Consider the following 10,097-nt stretch of genomic DNA (forward strand, 5'->3'; position numbering starts at 1 on the left):
TACCAAATTTATCAAGAATCGCGCCGTCCATCGTTGACAAGCTTGCTCAGTTTGTATTTCTGATAGAAATACTCTGATATTGAGGACGAGATGGAACCTGAATCGATTACAGTGGATCCAGCGACCGGCCTAAGCCGTCTGACGGACTTCCTCCAGATGGGCGGTCCCGCGATCTGGGCAATTGCCCTGTTGTCGGTGCTTACAGTGGCGCTGATCTTGTGGAAACTCTATCGCTTCGCCTGCTTCGGGGCGTGGTCCGGCGGACGCCACTCACGGGCCGCTCTGGTCAAATGGAAGGCGGGGCAGCATGACGCGGCCATAGGCCTCCTTGACGGACGCCGCAGTCTGCGCGCGCGATTGACCCGCGCGGCCATGATGGCCGCCCATTCCAATCTCACCGATACCGAGGCGCGCGAGGAAACCGGCCGTGTGGCACATGGCCTGCTGGCCAAGGCACGCGGGGGGCTGCGCGGTCTGGAGCTTGCCGCGACGATCGGTCCGCTGATCGGCCTTCTGGGCACGGTGACGGGGATGATCTCGGCGTTTCAGGCCTTGCAGGAGGCGGGTGCCCGTGCCGATCCGTCCACGCTGGCGGGGGGGATCTGGGAGGCTCTTCTAACCACAGCGGCGGGTATGGCGGTGGCCATTCCGGCGCAGGTCGCGCTGACCTGGTTTGAGAGCATCACCGACCGGCTACGCGAGGATATGGAAGACACCGCGACACAGGTTTTTGTGTCCCGCGAGGCAACGCCAGAAACGATCCGCGCGCTTGCGGCGGAGTGAGACCCGATGTTCAATTTCGCGCCCGACCGTCCGCGCCGCAAGCCGGATCTGACCCCAATGATCGATGTGGTCTTTCTGCTTCTTGTTTTCTTCATGCTGGCATCGCGTTTCAGTCAGGATGTCAGTCTGCCGCTGGCCTCTGCCAGCGGGGCAGCCTCGGAATGGACAGGCGCGCCGCGGCTGGTCGATATCGGCCCCGAGGGTGTGGTCAAGCTGAACGGTGTCTCGCGGAGTTTCGATGATCTGCTGGCCGAGCTGGACCGGCTGACCGAGACCCGTGCCGATCCGGTGATCCTGCGCGCCAAGGAGGCGGATCTGCAGGATCTGGTTTCGGTGATGGACCGGCTGACCGCCGCTGGGTTCAGTCGCTTGATTCTGGTGGAGTGAGGCCCATGCAATTTGCGCCGCCCAAACGGCAGAAGGGCAATGCCTCGCTCTTGCCGATGATCAACGTGGTGTTCCTGCTGCTGATCTTTTTCCTGATCTCGGCAAAATTGGCGCCGCCCGAACCTTTCCCGACCGAGCCGCCGGTCTCGGAGGCAGCCTCCGAGGCGGAAGGCGAGTTCAGCGTTTATCTAGGCGCGGACGGGCAGCTGGGTTTTCGCGAGCTGACCCTTGCCGCAAAGGATGATGTTACACCGCTGCTCGACGCGCTCGTTGCGGCGCGCGAGGCGTATTGTGCGCAGTCGGATTGTTCGGCGCAACCGGCGCATCTGCTATTGCGCGGAGATCAGAGTGCCGGGGCCACCCGTCTGGCCGCGCTATTGCCGGTTCTGGGCAAGGCCGGATTCGCTCAGGTCGAACTGGTGACATCGCGGGGAGACGCCCGATGACCACGATGCGGATCTTCGAACTGGGCAGCTTTGCTATTGTCGCGGCGGCGCTGCATGTGCTGGCCTTCGGGCTTGTCTCGCGGGACGAGGGCTCGATGTCGGCAGGTGCTGCGGGCGATGCGATGGTCAGCCTCGAGGCAGCCGATGCGCAGGTCGCCGCTATGGTAGAGCAATGGGAAAATCCGCAGGTGCCGGAGCCGGTGATGCAGCTGTCTTCCGAGCCGCCGGTCATCCAGCCGCCCAAGATCGAGCTGCCGCCATCCGATCTGCCCATGTTGACCGACGCGCCGCCGATCCCCGAGGTCGAGAAGGCGGAACCCGAGGTTCCGCCGGAGCCGGAGCGCTCTGCCCTTGCGCCGGAGGCCACGGAGCGCCCGATGGCGCGTCCCGAGAGGCCAGCACCCAAGCGTCAGGCCAAACCGGAGCCCGCACGCAAGTCGGACCGGACAAGTGCCGCACAGGCGGCACAGGCGGCCTCGGGCAGCGGCAATCGTGGTGCGGCGGGCGAGAACGGACAGGCCAAGGCTGCTACCCTCTCCAAGGCGCAGGCCGACAATCTTCGTGGCCGTTGGGGCGCGCAGATCCGCCAGCGGATCGAACGGCGTAAGCGGTATCCGTCTGCGGCGCGTGGCGCGCAGGGACAGGCTGTCGTGCGCTTGACGGTGTCGGCCGCGGGCCAGTTGGTCTCGGTGTCGCTCGCACGGTCCTCGGGCAATGCCGCAATCGATCAGGCGGCTGTGACCGCAGTGCAGCGGGCAGGGCAGTTTCCGGCCGCTCCCCGCGGGCTTGGCGCCTCCAGCCTGAGTTTTTCGCTGCCGATGAGCTTTGCGCGCCGGTAGGCTGGAAGGCTTCGTTGCTTTGGATATATGTATCGCTAACTATAGGCGGATATAGAGTCCGGAGAATGAGGGAATACGGATGCTGCAAGAATTTAAGGACTTCATTGCCAAGGGTAATGTGATGGACATGGCGGTGGGGATCATCGTCGGCGCGGCCTTCACCGCGATTGTCAAATCGATCGTGTCGGATCTGCTCAATCCGATTATCGGCCTCATCATCGGCGGGCTGGATTTCAGCAATATGTATGTCGTTCTTTCGGGCGATGTGCCGGCCGGATCGAGCTTGCAGAGCGCGCGTGATGCGGGGGCGGCGATCTTTGCCTATGGGGCCTTCCTGACCTCCGTGATCAATTTCCTCATCATTGCTTTCATCGTCTTCTTGCTGGTGCGTATGGTGAACCGCATCCGCAAGGCCGCCGAGAAGCCGCAGGAGGTTGCGCCGGAGGTGAAAACCGGCCCGAGTCAGCTGGATGTTCTGATCGATATCCGCGATGCGCTGAAAAAAGAGTAATTATTGCCGTTTTTTGCGGTGATGCTTTCTTGAATAAACTCTGAAATTAGAAGATTCTTCGGCCCGGACGAGTTTGGGTCGAAGGAAACCATATGTCACTCGATGCGACGGATCGCCGGATACTGATGGTCCTGCAGCAGCAGGGCCGCATCTCGAACGCCGATCTGAGCGAGCGGGTCAATCTGTCGGCCTCCGCCTGTCATCGGCGTGTGCAGCGGCTCGAGGAAGAGGGCTATATCCGCGATTATGTCGCGCTTCTCGACCGCCGCAGGCTTGGTCGGAACACTACGGTCTTCGTCGAGATTACCCTCTCGAGCCAGAAAGACGAGGTGCTGCGCGCGTTCGAGAGCGAGGTGCGCAAGGTCCCCGAGGTTCTGGAATGCCATCTGATGGCGGGCAAAGCGGATTTCCTTTTGAAGGTCGTAGCGCAGGATACTGACGATTTCGCGCTGCTGCATCGCGCGCGTCTGGCCTCGCTTCCTGGCGTGGCGCAGCTTCAATCGAGCTTCTCGTTGCACGAAGTCCAGAACACCACAGCGCTTCCGATATAATTTAATCGCGATTTAAAGATTCAACCTTAGACAGTTCCAGTGCTCAGTGTGTGAGGTTGGGATGAGGCTTGAGGTAGCGATTCTGTTTTTTTCCATGTTGGTTGCGCCTTTGGCCCATCTGTCAGGCTCCGTTCCGGAACGGGTGGGGCTAGTGGTGATGATTGTGCCGCCATGGAGCGATGCAAGTGTCGTGGCAGAGGATGCGGGGGCGCAGCTGATCGGTCCGACACGCGCTCCGTTCGGGCAATTGGTTTCTATCGATAATATGGCGCAGGCCGAGCAATTGGAAAAGGCCGGTGCTTGGTTCCTCTTGGACGCCGAAAAGGTGGAATGGATATGCGGATGAATAGTATTCTGGCGTTTTTTCATGATGATAGTGATCAGCCCTTTGCTGGCCGCGAAGCTGCGATCAAATATCTCGCAATCGGCATGGTCGCTTCGGCGGCAGGGATTTCCATCGTGGCATGGATCATTGGCACGGCCTTCTGGATCGCATCCATCTCCGCGATAGGCTTCGCGGCGCTGGCGGTCTGGGGCTGGCGTCTGGGCGACACCAAGAAGGGTCGTTCGATTCTCGCGCAGGGGATGATCGGCCAGTGTTTCTCTTTTACCGCTGCCTTTGCCGGACATCAGTGGATCATCGATACCCATATGGCATTCTTCGTCATGTGTGCGATGGCTACCGCCCTTGTCGATGTGCGGGCGTTGACTGTGATTGCGGTCAGTACTGTGATCCACCAGGCTGGGCTCGGCCTTGCCTATCCGGTGCTCGTCTATCCCAGCACGGATGTTTACGAGAATATGGAGCGGATACTTCTGCATGGCGGGCTCTTCTCGCTGGAAGCTGGTGTGCTGATCGAGGTCGTACGCCGCCGCCAGAAGCTCTTCCGCGATGCGATGGAGCGCATGGCCCAGCTGGAGGTGCTGACCGCCGAATCCTCTGCCGCCCGTGAAAAGGCCGAGCAGATGTCACAGGAGGCGAATGAGCACCGGAAGATCGCAGAGGCAGCAGCAGCAGAGGCGAAGCAATCCGGTGAGCTAGCGGCCCGTCAGGCCGAAGAGAAACACGCAGCCGATATGGCGGTCATGGAAGCCGAGCGGAAACAGACGGCCGAGCGCGAAGAGCGCCAGAAAAAGCAGGAAGCCTTCGTTGTGGCGCTGAAATCGGCGCTGGAACGTTTGGCAAACGGGGATCTCTCGGTGCGCATGACGATGCCTGACGATCCCAATTACGCCGACCTTGCCCAGAATTTCAATGTGTCGGTCGAACAGCTTGCGCGGACCGTGACGACCGCTTTCGAATGCTCTGCCGATATCCGCGCGCAGATTTCCGAGATCACTGCAGCAGCCGATAACCTGTCCTCGCGGTCCGAACGTCAGGCGAGCGCGCTGGGTGATGCGGCCGCGGCCATCAACCAGCTGACGGTGTCTATCGAGCAGGCCGCGATGGTCAGCCGCGATACCTCGACTTCCGCCGAGAAGGCCCGACAGGCCGCAGGTGAAAGCTCGACCGTCGTCGCGGAGTCGATCGAGGCGATGGCGGCAATTGAGGAAAGCTCGAACCAGATCGCCCGTATCTCGTCTGTGATCGACGATATCGCCTTCCAGACCAATCTTCTGGCGCTCAATGCCGGTGTCGAGGCGGCGCGGGCGGGTGATGCAGGGCGCGGCTTTGCCGTCGTTGCATCGGAAGTGCGGGAGCTGGCGCAGCGTTCCTCTTCGTCGGCGCAGGAAATCAGCAAGCTGATCGAGGCTTCCGGCCGTCAGGTGAAAACCGGTGCCGAGCTCGTGAACCGGACCGTTTCCGAGTTGGATCGGATCATCCGCCATGTCAGCCAGATCGCGACCCAGATCCGCGAACTGGCCGAGGCTGCAACCGAACAGTCACGCTCGGTGAACGAGGTGAACAGCTCGGTCGAGCAGCTCGACCGGACGACCCAGCAGAACGTGGCCATGCTCGAAGAGACCACGGCAGCCCATAATGCTCTGAACGAAATGGCAGGGCGCCTTGAGCAGACGATGTCGGTGTTCCGCCGAAATCTCGCGCAGGAGCAGGCGGGCTGGTCTGCCGAGCCTCAGGCGCGCGCGGGCTGAGGGCTTATTTCGGGCTGCGCTTTGCCAGAATGCGTTGTAGCGTGCGGCGATGCATATGCAGACGCCGCGCGGTCTCAGAAACATTGCGGTCGCAAAGCTCGTAGACACGCTGGATATGTTCCCACCGCACACGATCCGCGCTCATCGGGTTTTCCGGAGGCGCGGGTTGTGTATCTTCGCGGGCGAGAAGCGCGTTGGTGATATCGGTCGCATCTGCCGGCTTCGATAGATAATCGGTTGCGCCCATCTTCACTGCGGCCACCGCGGTCGCGATTGCGCCATATCCGGTCAGAACCACGATCCGCGCATCCTCGCGGGCTTCACGCAGGGCTTCGACGACATCGAGCCCGTTGCCATCCTCTAGCCGCAGATCGATGACCGCATAGGCTGGGGCGGATTGTGCCACGAGGTTTTTGCCCTCGGCCACAGAGGCTGCCACGCGCACTTCGAAGCCACGCTTCTCCATTGCACGCGCAAGGCGCGTCAGAAAGGCCTGATCGTCATCGACCAGCAACAGGCTCCGGTCGGAGCCGATTTCGGCAGAGAGATCTTCAACCATTGGACAATCCGGACAGTTACAACGCTTGTCGTCTTTTACGCAGCGATGTGGACGGGGTCAAATGCTGCAGGGACGAAAGCGCCTGGGGTCAACTGTTTTTTGCGTGATCCAGATAGCAGCCGATACGGTCTGCCATCTCGTCGGGCGTGGCGTCGCGGTCGAAATAGTCCACATAGCCGAGATCCGGCAGGATGAGGTAGCTCTGCGTCGAATGGCTGATCAGGGTGTAGGGGTCGTTCGGGTCCTGAACCGAGAACAACACGCGATAGGCTTTCGCGACTTGTTTGATCTGTTCGGGGGTGCCTGTCAGGCCGATCATCTTCGGGCTCATGACATCGGTAAAGGCGGTAAGGCTCTCGGGCGTATCGCGGGCGCTATCCACCGACACGAAGACCGGCTGGACATCGTAGCCGCGCTCGTCAAGGATCTCGGTGGCCTGCGCATTCCGCATCGTGTCGAGCGGGCATACGTCGGGGCAATAGGTGTAGCCGAAATAGAGAATGGTCGGCCTGGTGAAGATATCCCTATCCGTTACGGTCTCGCCGGTTTCCGAAGTCAGCGTGAAGGCTCCCCCCAAATCCGCACGGGTCCCGCTACCCGCAGCGCGGCATTCGGCAAAGACATCTTTCGGGCCGCTTTGTGTGATCGCCCAGCCTGTCACGAGCCCTGCCAGAACGATTATGGCGCCCGCGATAGCGTAATGTTTGGTCTGGAGAGGCATCGCTTTTCTCCCGTATCGACGACAGACAAGTTGAAGTCACGGTGGTAAGAGGATTTTGCGTAACTGTTACCAGCAACGGCATCCTCTTTGAAGCTCGTAGATTGTCCTTGCTGTATTTTGACTTAACGGAAGGAAAGCCGCATGGTTGCTCCAGATCTGACGCTCCCTGCCAATCGGCCCACCTCCCATGAATGGGTGCGGCTGCGCACGCTGACATTCCTGCGTTGGACTGCGGTTATCGGGCAGCTGATGGCCATTCTGGTGGCGTGGTTCCTGCTCGGAATCGGGCTCAACCTTGTCTGGTGCCTGGCGACGGTCGGGACATCGGTGCTGGTCAATCTGCTGGCGCTGTTCCTGACGCCGGAAAGCCGCAGGTTGTCGCAGGGGGCGGTTCTGACGCTCCTGCTGTTTGACACGGCGCAGCTCGCGGTGCTGTTGCTGCTGACCGGCGGGCTGAACAATCCTTTCGCGCTGCTGATCCTTGTCCCTACCACGATTGCGGCGACCACACTTGAATGGCGGGCCACGATGCTGATCGGGGCGGTGACGCTGGTGCTGACGACGCTGGTGGCGGGGCTCTATATTCCGCTGGTATCGACCGGTGGCGAGGTGATCCAGCTGCCCGAACTGTTCGAGTTCGGATACTGGACGGCAATCGTGATCGGGGTGGTGTTCCTTGGTGCCTATGCGCAGCGTATATCGCATGACAGCCGCGTGATGGCCGAGGCCCTTCTGGCCGCGCAGCTGGCTCTGTCGCGCGAACAGAAGCTGACCGACCTGGGGGGAGTGGTGGCGGCTGCCGCGCATGAGCTGGGCACGCCGCTTGCCACGATCAAGCTGGTCTCGAGCGAGCTTGCCGACGAACTGGCCGATGACGAGGATCTGCGCGCGGATGCGCTCCTGATCCGCGAACAGGCCGACCGTTGCCGCGATATCCTGCGCTCGATGGGGCGGGCGGGGAAGGACGATCTGCATCTGCGCACCGCGCCGCTGATCTCGGTTCTGCGTGAGGCGGCCGAGCCACACATGGATCGCGGTAAGGAAATTATCTTTACGACAGAACCGATTGGCGATGGCAGTGATAAGCAACCGGCGATCTATCGCTATCCCGAGTTGATCCATGCGCTGCGTAATCTGGTGCAGAATGCGGTGGATTTCGCTGACGGTCGGGTCTGGGTCGATGCGCTCTGGAGTGGCTCGACCATTGTTGTGCGGGTCTGTGATGACGGGCGCGGTTATGCGCCGGATGTGATCGGCCGGATCGGTGATCCTTTCCTGCACGGGCGCAGCTCGAATAGCCGCAAAGAATATGAGGGGATGGGGCTGGGGCTGTTCATTGCCAAGACCCTGCTCGAACGGACGGGCGCACGGATCACCTTCCGTAACGGGACCACGCCTTTTGTCGCGGCCAATCGCAAGCCCGAACGCTCCGGCGCGATCGTGGAGCTAGCATGGCCGCTCGAGCGTCTTCTGGCGCCCGAGCGCGAGGCCCTTGGCGAGAATGTTCCCATAGAGAGCTGATGCGAAACGTTTTATTAAGCTTAACTACGCATTAACCATTGTGTTGCATTCTTGGTCTCGGTTTATGGCGTGAGGCTGGGAAATGTTGGAAATTTTGGTCATCACTGGGTTGGTTGCGATCGCATCTGCCGTTTCGGCGTCGGTGGCGATCTTGCTGCTTACACGCCTGCAGGCCGGACAGCGCAAGAAGGACGCGCGGTCCCTCCAGCCGATGATCGAGCAGACGGTCCTGCTCTTCGATGACGAGGAGCTTGTCGATGCGACCGCCCCGGCACGGACACTTCTGGAAGCCTCCCCTCTGGCCTCGAGTGACTGGGGACGCCTCATCGCCTTCCTGACGCCGCGCTTCGAATCGGTGCGTGACCGGCTCGCGGGTATTGCCGAGATCGGGCGGATCGAGGTCTCCGGCTTTCCGGGTCCGAATGGCGGGGCGCCGCTGCGGCTCATTGCCGAGGATGTGAACGGCTTGACGCGGATCACATTGGTTGATCCGGAAGCCGAGGGCCAAGGGCTTCTGGTGGACGGGCTGTCGCAGCGCGCGCTCGAGGACGAACTCGAGAACCTGCGCCATGCGCTCGATCTGTCGCCCTCTCTGGTTTGGCAGGAAAGCGCAGCCGGCGAGACGATCTGGGCCAACCGAGCCTATCTGCTGCGCGCCGGGTCTCTGGCGGAGGAAGAGGTCACGCTCAGCTGGCCACTCCCGCAGCTGTTCAAACTCGAACAGGAACAGACCGAATATGCGCCGCGCCGCGTGATGCTCCAGGACGAGGACGGGATCGATACATGGTTTGATTGCTACAGCTATCATCTGGGGGACAACTGGGTGCATTTCGCGCAATCGGCGGATGCCACGGTTTATGCTGAAAAAGCACTGCGCGATTTCGTCCAGACGCTGACCAAGACCTTTGCCGATCTGCCGATCGGGCTGGCCATCTTCAACCGTCAGCGCCAGTTGCAGCTCTTCAACCCCGCGCTCAGTGATCTGACCGCCCTCGGGGTGGATTTCCTCTCGAAACGTCCCTCGCTCTATGCCTTCCTCGACCGCCTGCGCGAGACCCGAATGATGGCCGAACCGAAGGATTACCGAAGCTGGCGCGAGCAGATGACCACGCTCGAGAAACAGGCGGCAGCCGGTTATCATTCCGAGACGTGGAACCTGCCCAATGGTCAGACCTATCGCGTGACAGGGCGTCCGCATCCCGACGGGGCGATCGCTTTCCTTTTCGAGGATATCACCTCCGAGATGACGTTGACGCGCAAGTTTCATACCGAACGCGAGATGGATCGCGCGGTGCTGGACAATATCGCGGAAGCCGTTGCCGTTTTCCTGCCGTCGGGCGAGCTGAGTTCGGCCAATGCAGCCTATCATCGTCTTTGGCCCGCGCAATCGGCAGGGATGTGTCTGCATGATTCGTTGCGCGCATGGGCCGAGGCCTGTGTGCCGACCGAGGTCTGGAGCCGCGCGCGCCTGCGTTTGGGAGCGATGGCCGAGCGCGAGCCGCTGGCGGGGGATGTGACCCTGCGCGACGGGCGGGTAATTGCCTGCCGTTTCGTGCCACTGGCGGGCGGAGCCCTTATGGCGAGCTTTGCCGAAAAGGAACTGCTGGCCGAGGTAGAGCCGCTTCGCAAACTCGCAGCGCAATAGCGCCTTTGCATGGACGAACGGTCAGGATAGAACGGGCGCT

Annotated in this window: 12 protein-coding genes; 10 read left to right on the forward strand and 2 right to left on the reverse strand. The window is 61.3% G+C overall.

Translation table 11 applies throughout. The features are described from left to right. The first annotated feature begins 90 nt into the window (after nucleotides 1-90). The 8 genes from VSX56_RS03100 (at nucleotide 91) to VSX56_RS03135 (ending at nucleotide 5,611) form a co-directional block, all read left to right on the forward strand. Complete coding sequence (locus VSX56_RS03100; RefSeq protein ID WP_339113638.1) at nucleotides 91-783, forward strand: MotA/TolQ/ExbB proton channel family protein; 693 nt, start codon at nucleotides 91-93, stop codon at nucleotides 781-783. A gap of 6 nt (nucleotides 784-789) precedes the next feature. Beyond that, nucleotides 790-1,170 (forward strand): ExbD/TolR family protein, encoded by a 381-nt coding sequence (locus VSX56_RS03105; protein ID WP_350934779.1) that lies wholly within the window; start codon nucleotides 790-792, stop codon nucleotides 1,168-1,170. A gap of 5 nt (nucleotides 1,171-1,175) precedes the next feature. After that, entirely contained in the window at nucleotides 1,176-1,616 is a 441-nt protein-coding gene (locus tag VSX56_RS03110) for an ExbD/TolR family protein (RefSeq protein ID WP_350934781.1), read from the forward strand. Then, on the forward strand, nucleotides 1,613-2,455 hold the full coding sequence (tolA, locus tag VSX56_RS03115) for a cell envelope integrity protein TolA (protein WP_350934783.1): 843 nt from the start codon (nucleotides 1,613-1,615) through the stop codon (nucleotides 2,453-2,455). Before VSX56_RS03110 ends, tolA begins: the two co-directional genes overlap by 4 nt. A gap of 79 nt (nucleotides 2,456-2,534) precedes the next feature. After that, on the forward strand, nucleotides 2,535-2,966 hold the full coding sequence (mscL, locus tag VSX56_RS03120) for a large conductance mechanosensitive channel protein MscL (RefSeq protein WP_339113634.1): 432 nt from the start codon (nucleotides 2,535-2,537) through the stop codon (nucleotides 2,964-2,966). Between the two features lie 92 nt (nucleotides 2,967-3,058). Continuing rightward, entirely contained in the window at nucleotides 3,059-3,517 is a 459-nt protein-coding gene (locus VSX56_RS03125) for an Lrp/AsnC family transcriptional regulator (RefSeq protein ID WP_339113633.1), read from the forward strand. A 61-nt stretch (nucleotides 3,518-3,578) separates the two neighbouring features. After that, on the forward strand, nucleotides 3,579-3,863 hold the full coding sequence (locus tag VSX56_RS03130) for a hypothetical protein (RefSeq protein WP_350934786.1): 285 nt from the start codon (nucleotides 3,579-3,581) through the stop codon (nucleotides 3,861-3,863). Beyond that, on the forward strand, nucleotides 3,860-5,611 hold the full coding sequence (locus tag VSX56_RS03135; RefSeq protein ID WP_350934788.1) for a methyl-accepting chemotaxis protein: 1,752 nt from the start codon (nucleotides 3,860-3,862) through the stop codon (nucleotides 5,609-5,611). Before VSX56_RS03130 ends, VSX56_RS03135 begins: the two co-directional genes overlap by 4 nt. 4 nt (nucleotides 5,612-5,615) lie before the next feature. On the opposite strand, the gene VSX56_RS03140 is transcribed toward VSX56_RS03135, so the two are convergent. Continuing rightward, nucleotides 5,616-6,170, reverse strand: coding sequence for an ActR/PrrA/RegA family redox response regulator transcription factor (locus tag VSX56_RS03140; protein WP_339113630.1), 555 nt, complete (start codon nucleotides 6,168-6,170; stop codon nucleotides 5,616-5,618). An 88-nt stretch (nucleotides 6,171-6,258) separates the two neighbouring features. Beyond that, the gene (locus VSX56_RS03145) at nucleotides 6,259-6,891 is read right to left on the reverse strand and encodes an SCO family protein (RefSeq protein ID WP_339113629.1); all 633 of its coding nucleotides are present in this window, start codon (nucleotides 6,889-6,891) and stop codon (nucleotides 6,259-6,261) included. 141 nt (nucleotides 6,892-7,032) lie between these two features. Between VSX56_RS03145 and regB the strand changes: the two genes are divergently transcribed. Together regB and VSX56_RS03155 are read left to right on the forward strand one after the other, a co-directional pair. After that, nucleotides 7,033-8,412, forward strand: coding sequence for a sensor histidine kinase RegB (regB, locus tag VSX56_RS03150; RefSeq protein ID WP_339113628.1), 1,380 nt, complete (start codon nucleotides 7,033-7,035; stop codon nucleotides 8,410-8,412). Nucleotides 8,413-8,563: 151 nt separating this feature from the next. Then, nucleotides 8,564-10,057, forward strand: coding sequence for a PAS-domain containing protein (locus tag VSX56_RS03155; protein WP_350934791.1), 1,494 nt, complete (start codon nucleotides 8,564-8,566; stop codon nucleotides 10,055-10,057). Nucleotides 10,058-10,097: the final 40 nt, after the last annotated feature.

The sequence above is a fragment of the Thioclava kandeliae genome (assembly GCF_040297545.1).
GTDB classification, from domain to species: domain Bacteria; phylum Pseudomonadota; class Alphaproteobacteria; order Rhodobacterales; family Rhodobacteraceae; genus Thioclava; species Thioclava kandeliae.

Coding starts and splice junctions, on each gene's coding strand:
- VSX56_RS03100 (WP_339113638.1), top strand. CDS start 91: ATGGAACCTGAATCGATTACAGTGGATCCAGCGACCGGCCTAAGCCGT.
- VSX56_RS03105 (WP_350934779.1), top strand. CDS start 790: ATGTTCAATTTCGCGCCCGACCGTCCGCGCCGCAAGCCGGATCTGACC.
- VSX56_RS03110 (WP_350934781.1), top strand. CDS start 1,176: ATGCAATTTGCGCCGCCCAAACGGCAGAAGGGCAATGCCTCGCTCTTG.
- tolA (WP_350934783.1), top strand. CDS start 1,613: ATGACCACGATGCGGATCTTCGAACTGGGCAGCTTTGCTATTGTCGCG.
- mscL (WP_339113634.1), top strand. CDS start 2,535: ATGCTGCAAGAATTTAAGGACTTCATTGCCAAGGGTAATGTGATGGAC.
- VSX56_RS03125 (WP_339113633.1), top strand. CDS start 3,059: ATGTCACTCGATGCGACGGATCGCCGGATACTGATGGTCCTGCAGCAG.
- VSX56_RS03130 (WP_350934786.1), top strand. CDS start 3,579: ATGAGGCTTGAGGTAGCGATTCTGTTTTTTTCCATGTTGGTTGCGCCT.
- VSX56_RS03135 (WP_350934788.1), top strand. CDS start 3,860: ATGAATAGTATTCTGGCGTTTTTTCATGATGATAGTGATCAGCCCTTT.
- VSX56_RS03140 (WP_339113630.1), bottom strand. CDS start 6,170: ATGGTTGAAGATCTCTCTGCCGAAATCGGCTCCGACCGGAGCCTGTTG.
- VSX56_RS03145 (WP_339113629.1), bottom strand. CDS start 6,891: ATGCCTCTCCAGACCAAACATTACGCTATCGCGGGCGCCATAATCGTT.
- regB (WP_339113628.1), top strand. CDS start 7,033: ATGGTTGCTCCAGATCTGACGCTCCCTGCCAATCGGCCCACCTCCCAT.